Annotated in this window: 22 protein-coding genes and 2 pseudogenes; 22 read left to right on the forward strand and 2 right to left on the reverse strand. The window is 68.6% G+C overall.

What is annotated here, in order from left to right; translation table 11 throughout:
• The 11 genes and pseudogenes from B1964_RS03445 to B1964_RS03495 all read left to right on the forward strand — a co-directional run.
• A pseudogene (locus tag B1964_RS03445) lies at positions 1-934 on the forward strand (DoxX family protein); the annotation flags it as partial.
• Positions 931-1,842, forward strand: a complete 912-nt coding sequence (locus B1964_RS03450) for a sugar phosphate isomerase/epimerase (protein ID WP_079928855.1) — start codon at positions 931-933, stop codon at positions 1,840-1,842. The pseudogene B1964_RS03445 and the gene B1964_RS03450, both read left to right, overlap by 4 nt.
• 1 nt (position 1,843) lies before the next feature.
• Positions 1,844-2,734: a thioesterase family protein gene (locus B1964_RS03455; protein ID WP_079928857.1), complete on the forward strand. Its 891-nt coding sequence runs from the start codon at positions 1,844-1,846 to the stop codon at positions 2,732-2,734.
• A gap of 59 nt (positions 2,735-2,793) precedes the next feature.
• Complete coding sequence (gene proC, locus B1964_RS03460) at positions 2,794-3,633, forward strand: pyrroline-5-carboxylate reductase (RefSeq protein WP_014359010.1); 840 nt, start codon at positions 2,794-2,796, stop codon at positions 3,631-3,633.
• Between the two features lie 211 nt (positions 3,634-3,844).
• Positions 3,845-4,078, forward strand: coding sequence for a helix-turn-helix domain-containing protein (locus B1964_RS03465; protein WP_006372728.1), 234 nt, complete (start codon positions 3,845-3,847; stop codon positions 4,076-4,078).
• A 227-nt stretch (positions 4,079-4,305) separates the two neighbouring features.
• On the forward strand, positions 4,306-4,407 hold the full coding sequence (locus B1964_RS03470) for an AURKAIP1/COX24 domain-containing protein (RefSeq protein WP_003402602.1): 102 nt from the start codon (positions 4,306-4,308) through the stop codon (positions 4,405-4,407).
• Between the two features lie 182 nt (positions 4,408-4,589).
• On the forward strand, positions 4,590-5,642 hold the full coding sequence (locus B1964_RS03475) for an NAD-dependent epimerase/dehydratase family protein (protein WP_006372726.1): 1,053 nt from the start codon (positions 4,590-4,592) through the stop codon (positions 5,640-5,642).
• A 247-nt stretch (positions 5,643-5,889) separates the two neighbouring features.
• Positions 5,890-7,044 carry a lysophospholipid acyltransferase family protein gene (locus tag B1964_RS03480; protein ID WP_014359011.1) on the forward strand — a complete coding sequence of 385 codons (1,155 nt, stop codon included), beginning with the start codon at positions 5,890-5,892 and terminating at the stop codon, positions 7,042-7,044.
• A 55-nt stretch (positions 7,045-7,099) separates the two neighbouring features.
• A complete protein-coding gene (locus B1964_RS03485; protein WP_079928859.1) occupies positions 7,100-7,573 on the forward strand; it encodes a DUF6325 family protein in 474 nt (157 codons plus the stop codon).
• Between the two features lies 1 nt (position 7,574).
• Complete coding sequence (locus B1964_RS03490) at positions 7,575-7,826, forward strand: hypothetical protein (protein WP_079928862.1); 252 nt, start codon at positions 7,575-7,577, stop codon at positions 7,824-7,826.
• Positions 7,826-8,989: a zinc-binding dehydrogenase gene (locus tag B1964_RS03495; protein ID WP_079928865.1), complete on the forward strand. Its 1,164-nt coding sequence runs from the start codon at positions 7,826-7,828 to the stop codon at positions 8,987-8,989. The genes B1964_RS03490 and B1964_RS03495 overlap by 1 nt, the downstream gene beginning before the upstream one ends.
• A gap of 51 nt (positions 8,990-9,040) precedes the next feature.
• On the opposite strand, the gene B1964_RS03500 is transcribed toward B1964_RS03495, so the two are convergent.
• A complete protein-coding gene (locus B1964_RS03500) occupies positions 9,041-10,174 on the reverse strand; it encodes an HAD-IB family hydrolase (RefSeq protein ID WP_079928868.1) in 1,134 nt (377 codons plus the stop codon).
• Between the two features lie 166 nt (positions 10,175-10,340).
• Here B1964_RS03500 and B1964_RS03505 point away from each other — a divergent pair, with 166 nt between their 5' ends.
• The 11 genes and pseudogenes from B1964_RS03505 (at position 10,341) to B1964_RS03555 (ending at position 20,085) form a co-directional block, all read left to right on the forward strand.
• A complete protein-coding gene (locus B1964_RS03505) occupies positions 10,341-10,592 on the forward strand; it encodes a glutaredoxin family protein (protein ID WP_079928870.1) in 252 nt (83 codons plus the stop codon).
• 127 nt (positions 10,593-10,719) lie between these two features.
• A complete protein-coding gene (locus B1964_RS03510) occupies positions 10,720-11,418 on the forward strand; it encodes a redox-sensing transcriptional repressor Rex (RefSeq protein ID WP_079928879.1) in 699 nt (232 codons plus the stop codon).
• A gap of 22 nt (positions 11,419-11,440) precedes the next feature.
• Positions 11,441-12,823 carry a glutamyl-tRNA reductase gene (locus tag B1964_RS03515; RefSeq protein ID WP_014359015.1) on the forward strand — a complete coding sequence of 461 codons (1,383 nt, stop codon included), beginning with the start codon at positions 11,441-11,443 and terminating at the stop codon, positions 12,821-12,823.
• Positions 12,820-13,767, forward strand: coding sequence for a hydroxymethylbilane synthase (gene hemC / locus B1964_RS03520; protein WP_079928873.1), 948 nt, complete (start codon positions 12,820-12,822; stop codon positions 13,765-13,767). The genes B1964_RS03515 and hemC overlap by 4 nt, the downstream gene beginning before the upstream one ends.
• Positions 13,768-13,821: 54 nt before the next feature.
• The gene (locus tag B1964_RS03525) at positions 13,822-15,576 is read left to right on the forward strand and encodes a bifunctional uroporphyrinogen-III C-methyltransferase/uroporphyrinogen-III synthase (RefSeq protein WP_079928874.1); all 1,755 of its coding nucleotides are present in this window, start codon (positions 13,822-13,824) and stop codon (positions 15,574-15,576) included.
• Between the two features lie 10 nt (positions 15,577-15,586).
• The gene (gene hemB / locus B1964_RS03530) at positions 15,587-16,564 is read left to right on the forward strand and encodes a porphobilinogen synthase (protein WP_014359017.1); all 978 of its coding nucleotides are present in this window, start codon (positions 15,587-15,589) and stop codon (positions 16,562-16,564) included.
• Between the two features lie 713 nt (positions 16,565-17,277).
• Positions 17,278-17,628, forward strand: coding sequence for a hypothetical protein (locus B1964_RS30890; protein ID WP_014359018.1), 351 nt, complete (start codon positions 17,278-17,280; stop codon positions 17,626-17,628).
• A 139-nt stretch (positions 17,629-17,767) separates the two neighbouring features.
• Entirely contained in the window at positions 17,768-18,595 is an 828-nt protein-coding gene (locus B1964_RS03540; RefSeq protein ID WP_079928875.1) for a hypothetical protein, read from the forward strand.
• Entirely contained in the window at positions 18,582-19,058 is a 477-nt protein-coding gene (locus B1964_RS03545; protein ID WP_172398742.1) for a hypothetical protein, read from the forward strand. Before B1964_RS03540 ends, B1964_RS03545 begins: the two co-directional genes overlap by 14 nt.
• Positions 19,055-19,726 (forward strand): hypothetical protein, encoded by a 672-nt coding sequence (locus B1964_RS03550; RefSeq protein WP_079928877.1) that lies wholly within the window; start codon positions 19,055-19,057, stop codon positions 19,724-19,726. The genes B1964_RS03545 and B1964_RS03550 overlap by 4 nt, the downstream gene beginning before the upstream one ends.
• Positions 19,727-19,810: 84 nt before the next feature.
• A pseudogene (locus B1964_RS03555) lies at positions 19,811-20,085 on the forward strand (hypothetical protein).
• 12 nt (positions 20,086-20,097) lie between these two features.
• On the opposite strand, the gene B1964_RS03560 reads toward B1964_RS03555, so the two are convergent.
• Positions 20,098-22,152 (reverse strand): acyl-CoA dehydrogenase, encoded by a 2,055-nt coding sequence (locus B1964_RS03560; RefSeq protein WP_079928878.1) that lies wholly within the window; start codon positions 22,150-22,152, stop codon positions 20,098-20,100.
• Positions 22,153-22,305 lie beyond the last annotated feature (153 nt).

A 22,305-nucleotide genomic window follows, 5' to 3' on the forward strand; every position in this document is an offset into this window, starting at 1 on the left:
GGCAGCCGCCGCCGACACCGACGAGTCCGCCGGCACCGGGACTCGCGCAGGTATCACCCACCAGCCCGACGACGTCGCCGCCGACGCCGTCACCGGCATCATCCCGATCGTCGACGACAGCGAGGTCGGCGACGATGTGCACATTCTCGACGCCGACGACGTCGAGGGCGCCGACCTGGCCGCGCCCAGCGGGTCATTCGGCGCCGAGCACGGGCCGTTCGATCAGGCCGATCGTGAGCCCGCCCCGACCGTCGCCGCGAACGTCCTCGACCCGGCCGACGAGCCCGAACCGCACCGCGACGAGTCGCACCGCGATGAGGCGCACCGCGACGACTCCGCCGCCGGCACCGCAGGCACGGTGGCCGCAGCCGCCGGACTCGGTGGATTGGTCGCCGCGAGCCGCCAGGCCGGGCGCGAAACCGACTCCACCGACGAGCCTGCCGAGACCGTTGCCGCGAACGTCCTCGACGATCATGCCGACGCCGACCATGGCAACGCCGACCATGCCGACGCCGACCATGGCAACGCCCACCCCACCGACGCCGACCCCGCCGAGCGTGGGCCCGTCGCCGACGCGACCGCCGACCCGGAGACCCGAGATCGCGCCTCGAAGGCGCGCAAGGCGCGAAAAGCCAAGCCCGCCAAGGCTGATGGGCGTGAGTCGTGGGCCGATCGCAAGCCGGTGTTGGCGTGGCTCGCGGTGATCGCCGAGGTCATCGCCGGGCTGGCCATCGGCGTGGGTCTGTTCTGGGGCTTCACCGAGCTGTGGAAGTGGAATCCGTACTTCGCGTTGGTGCTCGCGGTGCTGGTGATCTTCGGCATCGTCACGTTCACCCATCTGGTGCGCCGGACGTCGGATCTGATCACCACCTTGCTCGCGCTCGCCGTCGGGCTGATCGTCACGATCGGCCCGCTCGTGCTGTTGTCGACGTGAGCGAGTCGCGCGAAGCCCTCGGTCCCTCGACGGTGGCCGGGGAGATCCCGATCGGACTCTCCACGGCATCGGTCTACCCGCAGAACACCGAGGCGGCCTTCGCCTACGCCGCCGACCTGGGCTTCGACGGGGTGGAGCTGATGGTGTGGGGTGATCCGGTCAGCCAGGACATCCGGCATGTCGAGCACCTCTCCGAGCGGTATCAGGTGCCGGTGCTGTCGATCCACGCGCCGTGCCTGCTCATCACCCAGCGGGTGTGGGGACGCGATCCACTCAAGAAGCTCGCGCGCGCCGCGCGCGCCGCCGAGGCGCTCGGTGCCGCCACCGTCGTCGTCCATCCACCGTTTCGCTGGCAGCGTGCCTACGTCGAGGGCTTCGACGATCTGGTGGGGGAGTTGTCGGAATCGGACGTCTCGATCGCGGTCGAGAACATGTTCCCGATGCGCGCCGACCGCGTCTTCGGGGCCGGTGAACGCTCCGCGCGTCGGCTCACCCGCCGCGGCGGTACACCCGGCCCAGCGGTGTCGGCGTTCGGCAAGTCCATCGACCCCACCGACGACGGTTACGACCACTACACCCTGGACCTCTCGCACACCGCGACCGCGGGCACCGACGCCGTCGCCCTGTACGAGCGGATGGGCGCCCATCTGACGCACCTGCATCTCGCCGACGGATCCGGGGCGGCCACCGACGAGCACCTGATCCCCGGCGACGGGACCCAGCCGTGTGCACAGGTGTGTCACCGGATCGCCCGCAGTGATTTCTCCGGCGCGGTGATCCTCGAGGTCACCACCTCCTCGGCGCGGACCAAACCCGAACGGCAGGCGATGCTCGCGCGTTCGCTAGATTTTGCCCGGCAGCACCTCAAGCGTGAGACGAGCCGGACCCGGTGGCTGCCGGAAAGGTGACATGAGCCCGAAGCTGACCGAACTGCTGGACCTCGCCGTGACCGGCGGTCCGGCCGCGGCGCCGACGGCACCAGCGGAACAACCGTCGATCACCTACACCACCTCGATCGATCCGGCGTTCACCATCGGCCCCAAGGTGCACGGCGGCACCATGCAGATGATCATCGCGCGGGCGGCCTCACGCGCCTTCGACGATCTCGCTCCCGGCAGCCCGGACACCTCGCTGCACGCGGCCGACCTCGTGCCGGTCGCCATCGCCAGCGACTATCTCGCCGCGCCCGATCCGGCGCCGGTGCAGGTCACCGCGACCGTCCGCAAACGCGGGCGCACCGTGACCCTGCTGCACGTCGATCTCGCCCAGAACGGTCGGACCATGGTGTCGTCGTCGGTGACGCTGGCCCGCCCGGACAGCGGTCCCTCGCGGCATTCGTCGCCCCACGTGCTCGACGGCCTCGCCCCGACGCCGGCCGCCGACGCCCTCCGCATCGCGGACTCGCCGATGGCCGACGTCATCCATCTCGGGGCGGCCCTCGACACCGCTCTCGACACGCACAGTTTCCCGGCGGCACGCGGGCAGACCGGCGATCCGGTGGTGCGCGGCTGGTGCCGCCCCAAGGGCGCCGAACCCGACGCGGACTTCGCGGTTCTGGTGTGCGACATCTCGCCGCCGGTCGTGATGAACCTCGCGGTGTTCGGATGGGCGCCGACCGTGCAGCTGACCACCTACATCCGTCGCGAGCCGGCCCCGGGCTGGCTGCGATTCGCCGCGACGAGCCTGGAGGTGGGCCCCGGGATGTTCGAGGAGGACCACCTCGTGGTGGACTCGACGGGTGCGGTCGTGGCCCAGTCACGTCAGCTCGCGCTGATCCCGGCCGGGGGGAGTGCCCGGTAGTTCTGTCACAGCAGGCCCGACCCCAGCAGACCCGTGAACGAGAAAGGCACACCCCACCAGTGACCGAGCGCATCGCGATCGTCGGCGGCGGCAAGATCGGCGAGGCCCTGCTCGCCGGGCTGATCGCCGCCGGCAAACAGGCAAAGAACCTCGTCGTCGTCGAACGTGTCCCCGAGCGGGCCACCGAGATCGCCGACGAGTACGGGGTCCTCGTCACCGACGACGTCACCACCGCGGTCAGTTCGGCGCAGTTCGTCTTCCTGGCGGTGAAACCCGACGACGTCGAGGGTGTCCTGCGCAAACTCGCCGCCGCCGACGACGACGCCGAGTCCGAACGCGTGACGGTGACCCTCGCCGCGGGCATTCCGCTGGCCCGCTACGAGAAGATGTTGCAGGCGGGTTCGCCGGTCGTGCGCGTCATGCCCAACACCCCGATGCTGGTCAACGAGGCCATGTCGGCGGTCGCGGCCGGACGCCACGTCGACGACGAGCAACTGCGGGCGGTCGTCGCACTCCTCGAGTCGGTGGGCCGCGTCGCGGTGGTACCCGAGAAGCAGATGGATGCGGTCACCGCGATCTCCGGATCCGGGCCCGCCTACGTCTTCCTGATGGCCGAGGCGATGATCGATTCCGCGGTCTCGCTGGGCCTGACCCGTGCACAGGCCACCACCCTGGTCGTGCAGACCATCCGCGGCGCCGGCGTACTGCTCAGTGACTCCGGACTCTCCCCGGTCGATCTCCGTGCGGCGGTCACCTCGCCGGGCGGAACCACCGCCGCCGCCGTGCGCACCCTGGAGACGCAGGGGCTGCGTGGGGCGTTCTACGAGGCGACCGAAGCCGCCGCCGACGCCAGCGCGCGCGCTGGACGTCGAGCTGACGTTGAGGGTTCACAGCCCTGACACGCCGACCCGTTGGCCCCACGATTAGTGGTTATTCCTCGAGAAACCCCAGTATGTTGTGGTTGGGCACGGCAAAACGGTAATTTCCTGGCCACTCACGTCGCTTTTTTCACATCAGCCACGCTAAGCTCCTTTAAGCACGTGCGTGTCTGGTGTCCGCCGGAGGGGAAGCCGGCGGCCGCGACGCGTGCTCCGGAGGTATGAGAATTTCATGGCACCTGCAGAGACTCCAGGAGACAGGTCGGCATCGGTCGGCAACGCGGCTTCCGGGTCGCAGTTCCTGACCGTCGCCGAGGTCGCATCACTGATGCGGGTCTCGAAGATGACCGTCTACCGCCTGGTCCACAACGGTGAGCTGCCTGCCGTGCGCGTGGGCCGGTCGTTCCGTGTGCACGCCAAGGCCGTGCACGACTACCTGGAGACGTCCTACTTCGACGCGGGCTAGGCCCTCGGGCGTGCGGCCCGCTCCCCGCCGCGATGGTCGGACTCCGGTGATTTCGGTTTGACGGTGTCCGGCCGGTAAGGTGGGACTTCGGCTACGCCGCACCGGCTCGCCCGTCCGCGTCGGATATCCGTCGGAGATTCATCCCGACGGCGGTCATGACGCACGGCGACCGTCCCGCAGCACTTGCGGGCTCGATGAACATTGCACGTGAAGTGAGGAAGCACCCCATGGGTTCAGTGATCAAGAAGCGCCGCAAGCGCATGTCGAAGAAGAAGCACCGCAAGCTGCTGCGTCGTACCCGGGTGCAGCGTCGCAAGCTCGGTAAGTGAGCTGACCGCCGGGCCCTCTCGAGGGCTTCGGCGCCGCAACATCCGGTGTGGCCCGGCCACGCCCCACAAGAACCCGCCGCCGCGCGGGTTCTTGTCGTTCCGCGACCGTGGCGTATGTCAAACCCCTGCCCGGTGACCTGCTCGCCCGGTGGGCCACTGTGCACTCGGGTTAGCCTGATGCCATGACCGACGCGACCGACTCGACGCCGCGGACCGTTCTGGTCACCGGAGCGTCGACCTTCCTCGGGGGCTATCTGGTGGCCCGGCTGGCCGCCAACCCCGACATCCGCCGGGTGATCGCCGTCGATTCGCGCGTGCCGCGCAAGGATCTGATGCGACGGATGGGCCGTGCGGAGTTCCTGCGGCTCGACATCCGCAGGCCGGCGATCGCCAAGGCCATCGCCAACTACGACGTCGACACCGTGGTCCATGCCGCGACGTCGATCATGGACACCGCGCCGCACTCCGCGGCGATCAAGGAGTTCAACGTCGTCGGCGCCATGCAGGTGTGCGCGGCGTGTCAGCGCAGCCCGTCGGTCAAGCGCGTGATCCTGCGGTCCACGGCGATGGTCTACGGCGCGAGTGCGAGCGATCCGTCGCACTTCTCCGAGGAGATCCCCGCCAAGCGCGAACCCACCCGCAGCTACGGCCGCGATCTGCTCGACGTCGAGGGGTACTTCCGCGGACTCGGGCGCAGGCGCCAGGACATCGAGGTCACCATCATGCGGCTGCAGGCGATGCTGGGACCGCGGATCAACACCCGGATCAGCTCGTACCTCTCGTTGCCGGTGGTGCCGACGGTGTTCGGGTTCCAGCCGCGGTTGCAGTTCCTGCACGAGGAGGATGCGCTCGCGGCGATGGAACACGCGACCTTGGCGAGCCGGCCGGGCACGTTCAACGTCGCCGGCGACGGCGTGGTCACCCTGACGCAGGCGGTGCGGCGCACCGGGCACCTCGAACTGCCCGTGCCCGGGCGTCTGCTCGCGCCGATTACCGGAGTGCTGCAGGACCTCCGGTCGGCCAAACTCCGTAGCTCACAAACCGAGTTCCTCACCTACGGGCGGGTGCTCGACACCACCCGGATGCGATCGGAACTGGGATTCGCACCGCGCTACACGACCCTGGAGACACTCGACGACTACATCGCGCGCAGCGGGGTCACCCCGGTCATCAGCGCCGACCGTTGGCGCGGACTCGAACGCAGCGTCGTGCGGACCGCCCTGCAGTTGCGCTGACGCTCGGGTCGGGTTCGCGGCGGACGTGATGAATGTGACGCCGAAAGTCCGGTGTGGCAAGCGATGTCCCGGTTCCGTGCGACCGCACCGCATACGGCATGCAACCCCTCTGCAACCCGAGTACCATGGGTCCTCAGCAGTTCGTCCGGTGTCGAACACGCCGCCCGTGGCAGGGCTATCGTTGACGCGTAGACAGTGAAGACAATTTCCGATTGGCACATCGACATCAGGGTTGTGGGGTGAGAGCGTGGCGGGTGGTCCGGTACCTGATACGCGCACCGCGAAGGTCATCCAGCTCTACGCGAGTTCGGCGCCCTCGTCCGACCGACAGTCCGGCCTCGACGCAGGCAAGGGCCGTCATCCCAGCCAGCAACCGGGTCCGGTCCGTCCGACCGAGTCGCCCCGTCATGAGCCGCTGGGCCATCCCAACACCGACGGGTTCGGTCGGGAGCCCGCGTCGGTGACACCCATCAGTGACGAGATCACCGTCGACGACAGTCTCGGCGTCGAGCACGGGCGCGTGCGGCCCTCGCCGCTGTTCAGTCTCGGCGGTATCCGCAACGCCGTCGCCGATTCCCTCACCGCCACAGCGGGTTTCATCCGTGAGCGGATGACCGGGGATTACGAGGTCGACGATTTCGGTTTCGATCCGCACTTCACCGAGTCGGTGTGGTTCCCCGCGATCCGGCAGGTCTACGAGAAGTGGTTCCGGGTCGAGGTCACCGGGGTGGAGAACCTGCCCGTCGACGGCGGGGCGTTGCTCGTGGCCAACCACGCCGGGTCGATCCCGATCGACGCGATCATGACCTCGCTGGCCGTTCGCGACAATCATCCGACCGGCCGTTATCTGCGAATCCTGGCCGCCGACATGGCATTCGATTCGCCGGGCGTCAGTGAGGTGGCACGCCGGATCGGCGCCACCCTGGCATGCACCGCCGACGCCGACCGCCTGCTGCGCCAGGGCGAGCTCACCGCGGTGTGGCCGGAGGGGTACAAGGGCATCGGCAAGCTCTACAAGGATCGCTACAAGTTGCAGCGGTTCGGTCGTGGCGGTTTCGTCACCACCGCGCTGCGCAATGCCGCCCCGATCGTCCCGGTGTCCATCGTCGGCTCCGAGGAGATCTACCCGATGATCAGCGACCTCAAGCCGCTCGCACGGGTGCTCGGGTTGCCCTATGTGCCGATCACACCGACCTTTCCGTGGCTCGGCCCGCTGGGCCTGATCCCGCTTCCGTCCAAGTGGCACATCCATTTCGGTCGACCCATCGAGACCGACAGCTACGACGCCTCCTCCGCCGACGACCCGATGGTGGTCTTCGACCTCACCGACCACGTCCGCGAGGAGATCCAGCAGACGCTGTTCCGTATGCTCTCGCGGCGCGGCAGCGTCTACTTCGGCTGACACGGACGCTCGACGCCCACATCCGGGCGTATGCGGGCCGGTATAGATTGGGCGCATGTCCTTCGATGCGGAACTGGGTCCGCTCAACTACGTCGTCGTCACCTTCGAATCGCTTCCGCTTCCGGCCTCCGGATTCACCTCCCTCGCCGGTCTCGCCGACGCCGGGCGCATCCGAATCCTCGACGTGGAGTTCGTCCGGCGCGCCGCCGACGGTGCGGTCGCGGTGATCGATGCCGCCGAGGCCGGAATGCCCGACTTCACCGGTGCCACAACCGGACTCATCGATGCCGACGACGTCGCGACCGCGGCGCAGACCCTGCGACCGGGGGGTGTGGCCGTGGTCGTGGTCTACGAGGACCTGTCCATCGTCGAGCCGGTGCGCCGATGGGAGGCCGACGGCGGGATCGTCGTCGCCGAGGGTCCCATCGTCGTCGACGAACTCCTCGATGCACTCGACGCCACCGATGCACTCGAGCCCACCGAATCGCTCGAGCCCACCGAATCGCTCGACGCCACCGAAGGGAAATGACATGAGTTTGCTCAGGACCGCCGGCCGGGCGGCCGTCGCCAGTTCGGTGCACGGCCGCGTGCAGCGCCGCCAGCAGCAGCGTTGGGCTGCCCAGGGTGCCGCAGCCCCGGCCGCACCCCCGGCACCCGCACCGCCCGCGGCACCGGCCGGCGATGCGCGGTCGGAACTCATGGTGTCGCTGACCGCTCTGCGCAACGCCGGGGTCGTCACCGACGCCGAGTTCGCCGCGATCTCCGGAAGGATCTTCGCCTGATGCGCGCCGTCGTCTGTCACCAGGGGCAATTGAGTGTTCAGGATGTGAGTGCGCCCGAACCGGGCGTGGGAGAGGTGTTGCTGCGGGTCCGCCGGGCCGGCATCTGCGGGTCGGATCTCCACGCTCGGCTGCATGGCGACGAGACCGCCGATGTCGCCGCCGCCGTCGGTTACGACGCATTCATGCGGTCCGAGCAGTCGGTGATCATGGGTCACGAGTTCGTCGGCGAGGTCGTCGCCTACGGACCCAAATGCCGCAAGAAGTGGGAGCCGGGTACCGCCGTGGTCTCGTTGCCGATGGTGCGCCACGGCTCTGATCCGCATCTGACGGGCCTGTCCGAACACGCCCCCGGTGCGTACGCCGACTTCGTCATCGTGTCCGAGGACATGACGATGGAGGTCCCCGACAATGTCTCCCTCGACGAGGCGGCCCTGACCGAACCGATGGCCGTCGCCTATCACGCGGTGCGCCGCGGTGAGGTCGGTCGCCGCGACGTCGCGGTTGTGATCGGTTGCGGCCCCATCGGTTTGGCCGTTATCTTGATGCTCAAGGCCACCGGGGTGCGGACCGTCATCGCCAGCGACCTGTCGGCGGGCCGGCGTGATCTCGCGCGACAGGTCGGTGCCGACGTCGTCGTCGACCCGACCGTGGACTCGCCGTGGGACGCCGTCGTCGACAAGGGCCGGTACATGTCGCGGGCGTCGGATCTGTTCGGTGCCGCCTTCGACGGGATGCGCACCCTGCGCCGAATCCCGGTGGTGCCGTGGGCCTCGGTCTTTCATCTCGCCGACAAACTCGGGGCCACCCCGAAGGGGCCGGTCGTCTTCGAATGTGTCGGTGTGCCCGGCATGATCGAGCACGTGATGACCGGCGCGCCGCTGCGCTCGCGGATCGTGGTGGTCGGGGTCTGCATGGAATCCGACGCCATCCGCCCGGCGATGGGCATCAACAAGGAACTCGAGCTACGGTTCGTCTTCGGTTACGACCCGGCCGAGTTCCACGACACGTTGCAGATGATCGCCGGCGGCGACGTCGACGTCACCCCGCTCGTCACCGCGACCATCGGATTGGACGGTGTCGCAGCGGCTTTCGATGCCCTCGGCTCGGCCGAGCACCATGCGAAGGTGCTCATCGACCCGGCCAGCGAGGTCGTCGCACTCTGATCGCGGGATCGGTGGGCCGGTGGTCGGTCGGTGGGCGCGGGCCGGGCGAGATCAGCGTCGTCGCCACAGCCGGGTGACCGCGGCCACCCCGCCGCCCGCCGCCCCGAGGGCCAACGCCGTTCCGGCGCCGTACTTCGCGGCCTTGCGGGCGGTGCGGAAGTCGTACATCTCCCAGCCGCGGACCTTGGCGACGTCACGCAGATCGGCGTCGGGATTGATCGCGACCGCGGTGCCCACCAGCGAGAGCATCGGGACATCGTTGTGTGAGTCGGAGTAGGCGGTGCACCGCTTGAGGTTCAGGCCCTCGCGAATGGCCAACGCGCGCACCGCATGCGCCTTGCCGGGTCCGTGCAGGATGTCGCCCACGAGGCGTCCGGTGAACACCCCGTTGTGGCTCTCGGCGACGGTACCGAGCGCGCCGGTCAGTCCGAGTCGGGTGGCGATGGTCTGGGCGAGTTCGACGGGGGTGGCCGTCACCAGCCACACCTGCTGGCCCGCGTCGAGGTGGCGCTGCGCCAAAGCCTTTGTGCCGGGCCAGATCTTGTCGGCGATGTACTCGTCGTAGATCTCCTCGCCGAGTTCGACGAGTTCGGAGGTGGGGCGCCCGGCGATGAAGCTCAACGCCTTCTCGCGCCCCTCGGCGACGTCGTTGGCGTTCTCCTTGCCGGTGATCCGGAACTTCGCCTGGGTCCAGGCGAAATCGACGATGTCGCTGTAGGAGAAGTACTTTCGGGCCGCCAGACCGCGTGCGAAATGCACGATGGAGGCGCCCTGTACCAGTGTGTTGTCCACGTCGAAGAATGCGGCCGCGGTGAGATCGCGGGGTGCCTCCGGGCCGCCGTCCTCCGGTGGGCGTGCGCGCAATGAGTCGACGGCGGCCTTCGCGCTGGCCTCGCCGGCAAGTGACTGCCGCAACTCCTGTGCGGTCTGCCGGAAGCGCCCGCCGGCCGCGCTGGCGCGTTCGGTGAGCCACGCGGTGACCCGATGGCTCTCGTCGTCGGCGTCGTGGTCGTCGGGGTCGTCGGCGTGATCGTCGTCCTCGGAGTGCACGCCACCGTCGACGAGGTCGGCGTGGGCTTCCCAATCGTCGCCGGAGGGCTCCGCAGGATTCCCCTCGGTACCGGGTACCTCGGCTGGGTTCGTGTCACCGGTTGAATTCGTGTCACCGTCAGAGGTCACACCCACAGTTCACACCTCCGCGACGGCCCGTACGGGCGGTTGGGGCTCGACGGGTACAGCCTAGCGGGGGGTCGAAGTGACCAGACGGCAGACTGGTCCTCATCGACCCCGTCGGGTCGATGAGGTGAGGCCGGTCGCCCCTGCGCGGGGCCGGTGTCGAGAGGAGCCCATCATGACGGTCACCCTGCTCAGCCGCGACGGGTGTGCGGCGTGTGCGCGCGCCGCCGACGATCTGGCGCGGATCTGTGCGGAGGAGGGCGCCGATCTCGAGGTCGTCGATGTCGATGCCGCCGCGGCGGACGGCGATGTCGGGTTGCGTGCGGAGTTCGGCGATCGGCTGCCGGTGATCCTGCTCGACGGAGAGGAACACGGCTACTGGGAGGTCGACGAGGCCCGGCTGCGTGCCGACCTCGCCCGACGCTGATCGTGGCCTGGGCGCGAAGATCGGCGGGGTCGTGCCCGGCCGCGACGTGACCCGGGTATACGCTGATCGGCATCGACGCGGGCGACGACGGCCGCCCGCCCGGGTGTGTGGGAGTGGGTGTGCGGCAGTGAGCGTCAGTTCGGAGTCCGGCGACATTCCCGACCCCACCGTCGCCCGTCTCGCGAGTTATCTCTACGTCCTGCGGTCCTTTTCCCGGCGCGGCGTTCTCGTCGCCTCCAGCGGCCAGCTGGCCACCGCTGCGGGCGTGAATCCGGCGATCCTGCGCAAGGACCTGTCGTATGTCGGGGCCAACGGCGTGCGAGGCGTCGGATACGACGTCGGCAAGCTCACCGCCCGCATCTCCATCGCGCTGCACACCGACACCATCGCCACCGTGGTCCTCGCCGGCGCCGGCCGTCTCGGGCGGGCGCTGCTCGCCCACACCGGTGTCGGACGCGGCTTCGTCGTCGCCGCACTGTTCGACGACGACCCCGACACCATCGGGCAGCGGTTGACCCCCGACACGCCGGTGGTCTCCGCGCTCGACGACATCGAGACCGTGTGCGCCGATCCGTCGCTCGGATCGGTCGACATCGGCGTGGTCGCCACCGCCGATGAGCACGCACAACGCGTCGCCGACGCGTTCGCCGCGGTCGGCGTGCGGCAGCTTCTCAACGTGACGCCGGTCGGGCTCGTCGTCGACTCCGATGTCGTCGTCCGGCAGGTTGATCTAGCCTTGGAATTGCAGGTATTGGCCTTCACGGCGTCGCGCGGCCCGCTCGGTGCCCGCAACGCCGATCAGTTGCGCGCAGTGGCGGACCGGTAGGGGATATGAAAACGGTGACGGCGTGAGTGTCTTGTTGTTCGGTGTTTCGCATCGGAGCGCACCCGTTGAGGTGCTCGAGCGGATCGCGGTCTCCGACCACGACCGGCCCAAACTGGTCGACGAACTGCTCGGTTCGCTGGCCATCTCCGAGGCGATGCTCGTCTCCACCTGCAACCGCGTCGAGATCTACGCCGTCGTCGACGCCTTCCACCCCGCGCTCGAGGCCGTCGGCAAGGTCATCGGCGACCACTCGGGCATGAGCGTCAACGACCTCACCCGCCACGCCTACGTCCGCTATTCCGAGGCCGCGGTCGAGCACCTGTTCACCGTCGCGGCCGGCCTCGACTCGCTCGTCGTCGGCGAACAGCAGATCCTCGGTCAGATCCGTAACGCCTACCTCGACGCCGACGCCAACCGCAGCACCGGCCGCGTGCTGCACGAACTGGCCCAGCAGGCGCTGCGGGTGGGCAAGCGCGTGCACACCGAAACCGGTATCGACCGGGCCGGTGCGTCGGTGGTGTCGGTGGCCCTGCACCGTGCCCAGTCGTTGCTCAACAGCCCCATGACCTCGGCGGTCGTCGTCGGCGCCGGGGCGATGGGCGGACTCGCGACCGCGCAACTCGCCCGCGAAGGCGTCACCCACCTGACCGTGGTGAACCGCACCGTGGCCAATGCCGAGCACCTGGCCGGCAATGTCACCGCCAACCACGGCATCGAGGTGGACGGCGTCGGCTTCGACGATCTGCCCGCGGTGATGGCCGACGCCGATGTCGTCGTCGCCTGTACCGGTTCGGTCGGCTCGGTGATCGGGGTCGGTGACGTGCATTCGGCGCTCGCCGCGCGCGGAGCCGCCGCCGACAACCCGCTGGTCATCTGCGATCTGGGACTGCCGCGCAATGTCGATCCGGCCGCCGCGCGTCTGCCCGGCGTGCACGTCGTCGACATCGCCGGGCTCCGCGGGCACGCCGAGGCCAAGGCCGCCGAGGACGACACCCTCGCCGCCCGCTCGATCGTCGCGGGCGAACTCGCCGACTACCTCACTGCACAGCGTCAGGCCGAGGTCACCCCGACCGTTGCGGCGCTGCGGCAGCGGGCCGCCGACGTGGTGGAGGCCGAGATCCTGCGTCTGGAGACCAAACTCCCCGGGCTCGACGATCCGCAGCGCGACGAGGTCGCCAAGGCGGTGCGCCGGGTCGTCGACAAGCTGCTGCACGCGCCGACGGTGCGGGTCAAGCAACTCGCCTCGACGCCCGGTGGCGATCACTACGCCGAGGCGCTGCGTGAGCTGTTCGAGCTCAAACCGGGCTCGGCCGAGGCCGTCAGTGCTCCCGAGACCGGGCTGGGCCAGGCCGGGAGTGCACGTCACACCGGTCTCGATTCCACCCCCGATCAGGGAGAACGTTGAGCGATACGCAGAACCGGGCCGTCATCCGCGTCGGCACCCGGGGGTCGTTGCTGGCCCGCACCCAGACCCAGACCATCATCGACGCCCTCATCGCAGCCGGTCACCCGGCCGAATCGGTGATCATCAAGACCGCGGGCGACGCATCGGCGGCCCCGGTCGCCGAGATCGGCGTCGGCGTGTTCACCACCGCGCTGCGCAACGCCCTGCACGACGGGCGGATCGACGTCGCCGTGCACTCCTACAAGGATCTGCCCACCGCTCCCGATCCGGGGCTGGTCATCGCGGCCGTCCCGCCCCGCGAGGATCCGCGAGATGCCCTGGTCAGCAAGGGGCGACAGGTGCTCGGGGAGCTGCCGCCGGGATCCACGATCGGTACCTCGGCTCCGCGGCGGGCGGCACAGCTTAAAGCATTGGGTCTCGGTTTGGAAATCCGCCCCCTACGAGGCAACCTTGATTCTCGGTTGGGCAAAGTCGCCAGCGGCGAACTCGATGCGGTCGTCGTCGCGCGTGCCGGACTCGTTCGAATCGGAAGGGCCGATGAGGTCACCGAGGCGTTCGACCCGGTGGTCCTGTTGCCGGCACCGGCGCAGGGGGCGCTGGCCGTCGAGTGTCGCTCCGACGATGCCCAACTGGTGAGAACTCTCGCCGAGTTGGACGACGAGTCCACCCGTGCGTCGGTCGACGCCGAACGCGCGGTGCTCGCGGCGCTGGAAGCCGGGTGCACCGCTCCGGTCGGGGCGATCGCCGAGGTGGTCGAGTCGCTCGATGACGACGGGCGCATCTTCGTCGAACTGTCGCTACGGGCGGCGGTGGCGGCCGAGGACGGATCCGATGTGATCCGCGCTTCGGTGGTGGGTCCGGTGGATCGTGCCGACCAACTGGGTAGGGATCTCGCGGCCGAACTGCTGGAACTGGGAGCGGGCGAGCTCGTCGACTCTTCCTAGTTCCGGTGAGGAACACACAGCTCTCAGCGGATGAGGGCAGGAGAGTGCGAACGCATGAGCCGTACGACCAAGAAGGCCAATCCGGGGCGGATCTTTTTCGTGGGATCGGGGCCCGGGGACCCAGACCTGCTGACCGTCCGGGCGCGGAGCGTCATCACCTCCGCGACCACTGCCTACGTCGACCCCGACGTACCGGCCACGGTGGTCGCCATGATCGGTGCCGCGCACCGCGAGGAGCCCGCCGACGACCGGCGTAAACCGGCGAAGCAGACCGCAGAGAAGTCGGGCGCAGAGAAGTCGGGCGCAGAGAAGTCGGGCGCAGAGAAGTCGGGGTCCGACGTGGCCGCCGACGGCGCCGCGACCGAGGCCAAGCCCGCCGACTCCGAGTCGGCCGCCGACCAGCGCGTCGAGGCCGACCACGCCGATACCGATGCCGATCAGGTGGTTCGCCCGGCGCTCGGCGATCCCGGTGAGGTCGCCAAGACCCTCGTCGCGGCCGCCAAGGCCGGTGACGACGTGGTGCGCGTGGTCTCCGGGGACCCACTGACCACCGACTCGGTGCTCACCGAGGTCCATGCCGTGGCGCGCACCTCGGTCACCTTCGAGGTGCTGCCGGGCCTGCCCGCGGCTTCGGTGGTGCCCAGCTACGCCGGTATGCCGCTCGGCTCCAGTCACACCGTGGCCGACGTCCGCGCCGAGGGCGTCGACTGGGCGGCGCTGGCCGCGTCACCGGGACCGCTGGTGCTGCACGCGACGTCGGGGCACCTGGCCGAGACCGCCAGTGCACTGACCGAGCACGGGCTGGCCCCGCAGACACCGGTCGCGATCACCATCAACGGCACCACCTGCGCGCAGCGGACCATCGAGGCCACGCTGGCCACGCTCAACGAGCAGGGCAACGCGCTGACCGGTCCGTTGATCCTCACCGTGGGCAAGGTCGTCAGCCAGCGCGGCAAGCTCTCCTGGTGGGAGTCGCGCGCGCTCTACGGCTGGACGGTTCTGGTGCCGCGCACCAAGGATCAGGCCGCCGACATGAGTGAGCGCCTCGTCGGGCACGGCGCGATCCCGAAGGAAGTACCGACCATCGCGGTCGAGCCGCCGCGCAGTCCGGCTCAGATGGAAAGGGCCGTCAAGGGTTTGGTGGACGGACGCTACCAGTGGGTGGTGTTCACCTCCACCAACGCGGTGCGCGCGGTCTGGGAGAAGTTCGCCGAGTTCGGACTGGATGCGCGAGCGTTCTCCGGGGTCAAGATCGCCTGTGTCGGAGAGGCCACGGCCGAGCGGGTGCGGGCCTTCGGGATCAATCCCGAGCTCGTGCCGTCGGGGGAGCAGTCCTCACTCGGTCTGCTCGAGGACTTCCCGCCGTATGACGACGTGTTCGATCCGGTGGACCGAATCCTGTTGCCGCGGGCCGATATCGCCACCGAGACCCTCTCGGAGGGACTGCGTGAGCGTGGCTGGGAGATCGACGACGTCACCGCCTATCGCACGGTGCGTGCGGCCCCGCCGCCCGCCGAGACCCGCGAGATGATCAAGACCGGCGGTTTCGATGCGGTCTGCTTCACCTCGAGCTCGACGGTCCGCAATCTCGTCGGTATCGCCGGAAAGCCGCACGCGCGCACCATCGTTGCGTGCATCGGTCCCAAGACCGCGGAAACGGCAACGGAATTCGGGCTTCGCGTCGACGTGCAGCCGGAGAACGCGTCCATTCCGGACCTCGTGGATGCACTCGCCGAGCACGCCGCCCGACTGCGGGCCGAGGGGGCGTTGCCCCCGCCGCGCAAGAAGTCGCGGCGGTCGCGGTCCTAGGAGGGTGACGATGGCCCCGGTGATCCGTCCCCGCCGACTGCGCACCAGTGCCGCGATGCGTCGTCTCGTCGCCGAGACCACGCTCGCGCCAAGCGATCTCGTGCTGCCGATGTTCGTCGCCGACGGCATTGACGCCCCGCGTGAGATCACGTCCATGCCGGGCGTGGTCCAACACACCCTCGACTCGCTGCGCAAGGCGGCCGACGAGGCGGTGCGCGCCGGCGTCGGTGGGTTGATGCTGTTCGGGGTGCCCGCGGCCGGTGACAAGGATGCCGTGGGTTCGGGTGCCGACGACCCCGACGGTGTGCTCAACCGCGCGCTGTCGGAGCTGCGGTCGGATCTCGGTGATCGCACCGTGCTGATGGCCGACACGTGTCTCGACGAGTTCACCGACCACGGCCACTGCGGCGTCCTGGACGAGTCGGGTCGGGTCGACAACGACGCCACGCTCGAGCGGTACGTGTCGATGTCGTTGGCGCAGGCCCGATCCGGTGCTCATCTGCTCGGGCCGAGCGGGATGATGGACGGTCAGGTCGCGGCCATCCGTGAGGCGCTCGACGCGGAGGGCTTCACCGACACCGGCATTCTCGCCTACGCCGCCAAGTACGCGTCGGCGTTCTACGGGCCGTTCCGTGAGGCGGTGGGGTCGTCACTGCAGGGTGATCGGCGAACCTATCAGCAGGACGGTGCCAACCGGATCGAGGCGTTGCGCGAGGTGCGACTCGACCTCGACGAGGGCGCCGACATCGTCATGGTGAAGCCGGCGATGAGCTACCTCGACATCGTCCGCGACGTCGCCGAGATATCCGACGTTCCCGTTGCCGCCTACCAGATCTCGGGTGAGTATTCGATGATCACCGCCGCCGCCGAACGCGGCTGGATCGACCGCGATGCCGCGATTCTGGAGTCGCTCACCTCGATCCGACGTGCGGGCGCCAAGATCATCCTGACCTATTGGGCGGCGGAGGTTGCCGCGCGGTTGGGTTGAGCGCGCTCTCCCTCCCTCCCGCCGACGGCGCTCTCCCTCCCGTCGACAGCGCTCTCCCTAACGCCGACGGCGCTCTCCCTCTCGCCGACAGCGCTCTTCTCCTCGCCGACGGCGCTGATGTCTTTCCACAAATCGCCCATGCGGTGGACCCTTTTGCCTCTGTGCTGCGTCGAACCCCATATGCGACGAAGACTTACAACACCGAGCACCTCGGACAAACGAATACAGAACGCTCTGACGCGCTCCGGGCTGACAGCGGACGAACTCGACGTCGGCTTGCGGCGACTGCACGGTGACGCACTCGTTCCGCGGGACACGTTTCTCACAGCGGCGCAGCGGATCGCTGCGGTCGTCGCGGACACCGGTGGTCAGCCGGTCGTCAGCTCGACGGCCGCTACGATCCTGCACGGCAGCAGATGGTACTACGCGGATTTTGCCATCGACCTGATCCGTCATCCGACGGGATGCAACCGTGGGAGCGGCCTCACGCAGATCACGCGGACCGATCTCACAGACGACGACATCGTCGACGTTGACGGGGTGCTGGTGACCTCGCTTGTGCGGACCGCATTCGACATCGGGCGAATTGCTCCCGACTGGCGTGCGTTGGGATATCTCTGTGCCCTGGCCCGTGCAACGGACTTTCTGTCGCGGAGCTGGGCCGATACGTTGATGAGCGGCCCGGACGGCGTGGTGTCCGTCAGCTTCGGGAGATGCTGCCGTACATCAATCCGGCATTCGAGTCCCCGCCCGAGGCCTGGCTCTTTCTGATCGCCGTCCGCGGCCAGCTACTCACTCCCGACATCCAGATCGAGGTGTCCGACGCCGACGGCATCGTGTACGCGCGAATCGATCTGGGATACGCGGAACTCAAGATCGGGATCGAGTACGACGGGGAGGAGTTCCATTCGACGCCGGAGCAGGTGGCGTATGGAGAACGGCGCCGGAGGATGCTGGAGGCTGCCGGTTGGATCATGATCTACATCGACAAGGTCCGGCTCCGAGATCCGATGGGGATCATCAGGGAGATCGTCGCCGCCCTCCATGCTCGAGGAGCCTACTGATGTCGTCTCCGACGAGTCGGGCGCTGTCGGCGTCAGCACGGGCGCCGTCGGTGGGAGGGAGGGCGCTGTCGGCGGGAGGAGGGCGCTGTCGGCGAAGGACTTGGGCGCTGTCGGCACCGGGTTCATTACCCTGGTACCCATGTCAGCATCCATCGACCCGGGCCACGGCACCGGGCCGCAGCCCGACTCCCCGGAGGGTGCGAAACCGAAGCTCGTCGAGTCGATCGTGATCGCCTCCGAGCTGTGGCTCGTGGTGATCGTCGCGCACGTCGTCACCGTCATCGCCACCTTCGGGGCCACCCGCGACATGTATCACCAGGTCGCAAAGCAGAGCTACACCCCGGGCTCCGCCGAGTACGACATGATCACCTCCGGTGGTGTCATCGTCGGCCTCGTCGTGGTCACCACGATCATCGAGATCGGCGTCGCGCTGGCGCTGCTGGTCCTCACCCGCAAGGGCTACAACTGGGCCCGCTTCATCCTCGGCGCGATCAGCCTGTACCTGGTGATCAGCACGTTCTTCACGCTGTTCGGCGACGTTGCGCCGCGCTGGGCGATGATCCCCAACGTGATCGGTGGCGTGGCCGCCCTGGGTGCTGTGGTGCTGTTGCTGCGTCGCGAGTCCGACACCTACTGCAAGAAGATGGCGCAGTACCGCCGCGCACCGCGCATGGTCGGCGCGCCGTATCCACCGGTGCCGGGCTTCGGTCCGCCGGGTTATCCACCGACACCGGGCTATCCACCGCCCCCGGGTTATCCCCAGCAGGGTTACCCGCCGGGCTATCCGCCGACTCAGGGATATCCACCACCGGGTTACCCGACGCCGGGCCAGTACCCGCCGTCGACCGGCTACCCGCCGAACACCTCGGCGCCCGACTCCGCCGATCGCGACGCCGAAGCCCCCGACAACCACCCCGACGACACCGTCTCGCTCGACAAAGGACAGCGCCACCGTGACGAAACCTGATCCCGCCCAACGCCCTCGCGTCGTGGTCTGGGCGTATCGCTGCTGGCTGCTGGCCGGTGCGCTGTTGGTGATCCTGGGCGTCGTCTACGCCGTGCTGGCGGTGATCGTGCCCGGTCCGACTCTGCTGCCGGTCGGTATCGGTGTCCTGATCGCGGCGATCGGCGCCGCCGAGGCATTCATCGGCACCAAGGCCTACACCGGTGACGAGCGCTGGCGCTCGTCGCTGGCCGCGCTGACCCTGGTGGCGGTCATCATGCTGCTCATCCTGAGCTTCCTGGAGTCCCTCCTCGCGTTTGCGCTGCTGGCAGCGGTCATCGGTCTGTTCGGCTCTCTGCTGGCCTACCGCCCCGAAGGCGACGCCTGGTTCACGGGCAAGAACCCGGCCGACATCAAGAAGGGGCAGGCACAGAAAGCTCAGACGTCGACGTCCGCGGGCAAGAAACGTGGACGGTCGGGACGGTGACCGATCGTTCGCCCGCTCCCGACGACGACCGCGCCGAGACCGAGACCGACGTGCCCGACGCGGGCGCCGATGCACCGGTGGCCGACGCGACCGAGTCGTCCGATGAAGCAGAGTCTCCCGAGCCCGCCACCCCCGAGTCCGAGTCCGCCGAACCCGATCCCCACCCCATCCCCGAGGATCGCGGCGAGGTGCTCTTCTACGAGCCCGGCGGAAGCTGGTGGGTGGTGGCCATCGGTCCGGTGCTGATCGGGGCGGTCCTCGCGATGGAGATCAGCGGCCCCGGGCAGGTGCACTGGCCGGTGCTGATCATCTTCGGGTTGATCATCATCGGCTTCTCGGTCGTGCAGGTGATCGCCGCGCGCAGGCATGTGTCCGTCGAACTCACCGAACTGACTCTGCGACAAGGTGTTCGGATCATCGCACTCGACGAGATCGATACCATCTACCCCGAGAACAACGGCCCCGACGCCAAGGATTGGGAGAGCGCTCGTGCCCTGGGCGAACTTCACGGTGTCCCTCGTCGTCGGCGCGGTATCGGACTCAAACTCGCCGACGGTTCGCTCGCCCAGGCATGGGCGCGGGACGTGCAGAGGTTCCGGCGTGAGCTCACCGAAGCCCACACCGCGGTCGCGCTCGGCCTGCCACCGCGGGGCTCCGCCACGGACTGACCGGCCGGAGGCCGCAATGTAACGCCCCGGCCGCAGGCCGCAATGTAACGCCCCGGCCGCAGGCCGCAATGTAACGATGGATCGGTGAGCCCGCACCCGACCGACGACGAATGGAACCGCGAGCAGCGTTCGGAGACGACGACCGAACGTCTCGACCGCAACTGGTCGGTCTCGTCCTGCTCGGACTGGCGTTGGCCGGCGCGATGGTCGTCGTCTTCGGGGCGACCGCCGGTACGGCTCCCGGCATCCTGGCCGGTGCTGCCACCCTGGTGATGTTCGCGTGCCTCTGGCTGGTGTTCCCGTTCGCGCTGCGCGTGCGCGCAGATGACCCCCCATCGGACGCGCGCCACCGACCGTAATGCGCTGCGGTACTACCCGTTCTCGATCATCGGCGCCACCAGGAGGTTCTCCGGGATGCCGAAGGCATCGACGAGAACGTCTGCGTAGGGCCGCAATTCAAGACACAGTTCGTTGACGCCGCGCCGGATCGCCTTGGCGCGCTCCACCGACACGTGCCGGTGCATCAGGAACCATGCCAGGTCGTCCTCGAGCGCCGAGTAGACGAACAGATCGCAGACCTTGCCGAGCAGTTCGGCGGCGGCTTTCGAGTCGCAGTCGTTGATCGCCTCGATGAACGATTCGAGCACCACTCGCTCGGTGTGTACCCGGCCGACCTTCAGCAGATGATCCTGGGCGTTGTTGAACACCTCGAAGGCGTCGTTGTCGTCGTCGGTGGCCCGCCGTAACCGCTGCGCACAGGTGCGGACGAGGTGGTCTTCACGGTTGCGGAACAAGCGGATCTGCGTGCCGCGATCGGTCAGCGTCGACTTCTCGGTGTCCTCGTCGGAGCTCTCCAACAGGGTTTGGATCACCTGTCGCGCAGCGGTTTTCTCGACGACGACATCGCGCGCCATACCGGCGATGAATCGCACCCACCCGCCGGCCGAGAGACCCTGCACGTCGTCGGCGTAGGCGGAGAGCAACTCCTTGGCGACCAGCTGGGTGAGGACGGTGTTGTCACCCTCGAAGGTGGTGAACACGTCGATGTCACCACGCATGATCGAGAGCTGGTTCTCGTCGAGATAGCCTGCGCCGCCGCAGGCTTCGCGGCTGACGTTGATCGCGTGCGATGCGTGCCAGGTGCCGTAGGCCTTCAACCCGGCCGCCGAACTCTCGAGCTGGCGCTGACGTCCGGCATCGGAATCGTCGGGTGCGGCCGATTGCACCTCGTGCAGCTCGGCGACCAGCTCGTTCTGTGTGCACGTGATGGCATACGATTTCGCGATGAGCGGCAACAGTTTTCGCTGATGGCCCAGATAGTCGAGCACGGTGATCTCGTCGTCGGCGCCGGGTGCCTCGAACTGTTTGCGGACCGTCCCGTACTTCGTGGCGAGCGCCAGCGCCTTGCGTCCGGCCGCACCTGCGGTCGCCGCCACCGAGACCCGACCCCGGATCAGGGTGCCGAGCATGGTGAAGAACCGCCGATTCGGGTTCTCGATGGGGGAGCGGTAGGTGCCGTCGGCCTCGACGTCGGCATAGCGGTTGAGGAGGTTCTCCGCAGGAATCCGGACGTGGTCGAACAGGATTCGGCCGTTGTCGACGCCGGCCAGTCCGCCCTTGTAACCGCAGTCGCTGGTCGTCACACCCGGCAGGTCGTCACCGTTGTCGTCGCGGATCGGCACCACAAAGCAGTGCACCCCGTGGCTTTCCGGCTCCTGGCCCGGCCCGGCGGTGATCAGCTGGGCGAAGACCGCGGCCACCCGCGCGTGCTGCGCGGCACCGCCGATGTAGTCCTTGCGCGCCGACGGGGTGGGGGAGTCGATGACGAACTCCTGCGTCTGCGGGTCGTAGGTGGCGGTCGTCTCCAACGCCTGCACGTTCGAGCCGTGGCCGGTCTCGGTCATCGCGAAGCAGCCGAGCAGATCGAGGCTGATGATGTCGGAGACGTACTTGTCGTGGTGGCGTTTGGTGCCGAGGTTCTCCACGGCCCCGCCGAACAGTCCCCATTGCACGCCGGCCTTCACCATCAGCGACAGATCGGCGTAGCCGAGCATCTCGATGGCGGTGATCGACGCGCCCACGTCACCGGTGCCGCCGTGATCGCTCGCGAAACCGGCCGCCGCGAATCCCTGCGAGGACAGTTCGCGCATCTCCTCGAGCACGCGGGCGCGTGCCTCGTCGAGGGTGTGCGACGGGTCGGGTAGCAGGTCGGAACGGTTGGCGCGTTCGCGCACACTGTCGCGGGTGGCGCGCCAACGGCCGTCGAGCGTGCGTCGCAGGCCATCGACGAGCAACTCGCGGGTCGCCTGATCGAGTTCGGTCGATTCCTCACGGCCCGTGACGTCGACGTCCGTCGACGCCGCGGTGCTGCGACTGCTTGTGGTGTCGTCGGGGTTCGCGGTCGGCGATTGCGTGGGTGTGGACATGGCTCCACGGTACGGACCCCGCGCGGCCGAGATGGGTGGTTTGGTGTGCGATCTCACGCGCCGACGGCGTGCGCCGGTCGCGCGACCGGTTCCGGCATCCGATGCCTGCCGCCTGCGCCACCGGGTGTGGCAGGCGGGCGCAACGCCGCGCGG

Origin of the sequence: Gordonia sp. i37, assembly GCF_002043085.1 — a bacterium.
Classification (GTDB): Bacteria; Actinomycetota; Actinomycetes; order Mycobacteriales; family Mycobacteriaceae; genus Gordonia; species Gordonia polyisoprenivorans.

Excerpts from the sequence above, each read along its gene's own strand:
- B1964_RS03455 (WP_079928857.1), top strand. The coding sequence starts at position 1,844 with ATGAGCCCGAAGCTGACCGAACTGCTGGACCTCGCCGTGACCGGCGGT.
- B1964_RS03465 (WP_006372728.1), top strand. The coding sequence starts at position 3,845 with ATGGCACCTGCAGAGACTCCAGGAGACAGGTCGGCATCGGTCGGCAAC.
- B1964_RS03470 (WP_003402602.1), top strand. The coding sequence starts at position 4,306 with ATGGGTTCAGTGATCAAGAAGCGCCGCAAGCGCATGTCGAAGAAGAAG.
- B1964_RS03475 (WP_006372726.1), top strand. The coding sequence starts at position 4,590 with ATGACCGACGCGACCGACTCGACGCCGCGGACCGTTCTGGTCACCGGA.
- B1964_RS03485 (WP_079928859.1), top strand. The coding sequence starts at position 7,100 with ATGTCCTTCGATGCGGAACTGGGTCCGCTCAACTACGTCGTCGTCACC.
- B1964_RS03490 (WP_079928862.1), top strand. The coding sequence starts at position 7,575 with ATGAGTTTGCTCAGGACCGCCGGCCGGGCGGCCGTCGCCAGTTCGGTG.
- B1964_RS03495 (WP_079928865.1), top strand. The coding sequence starts at position 7,826 with ATGCGCGCCGTCGTCTGTCACCAGGGGCAATTGAGTGTTCAGGATGTG.
- B1964_RS03505 (WP_079928870.1), top strand. The coding sequence starts at position 10,341 with ATGACGGTCACCCTGCTCAGCCGCGACGGGTGTGCGGCGTGTGCGCGC.
- B1964_RS03525 (WP_079928874.1), top strand. The coding sequence starts at position 13,822 with ATGAGCCGTACGACCAAGAAGGCCAATCCGGGGCGGATCTTTTTCGTG.
- hemB (WP_014359017.1), top strand. The coding sequence starts at position 15,587 with ATGGCCCCGGTGATCCGTCCCCGCCGACTGCGCACCAGTGCCGCGATG.
- B1964_RS30890 (WP_014359018.1), top strand. The coding sequence starts at position 17,278 with ATGCTGCCGTACATCAATCCGGCATTCGAGTCCCCGCCCGAGGCCTGG.
- B1964_RS03540 (WP_079928875.1), top strand. The coding sequence starts at position 17,768 with ATGTCAGCATCCATCGACCCGGGCCACGGCACCGGGCCGCAGCCCGAC.
- B1964_RS03560 (WP_079928878.1), bottom strand. The coding sequence starts at position 22,152 with ATGTCCACACCCACGCAATCGCCGACCGCGAACCCCGACGACACCACA.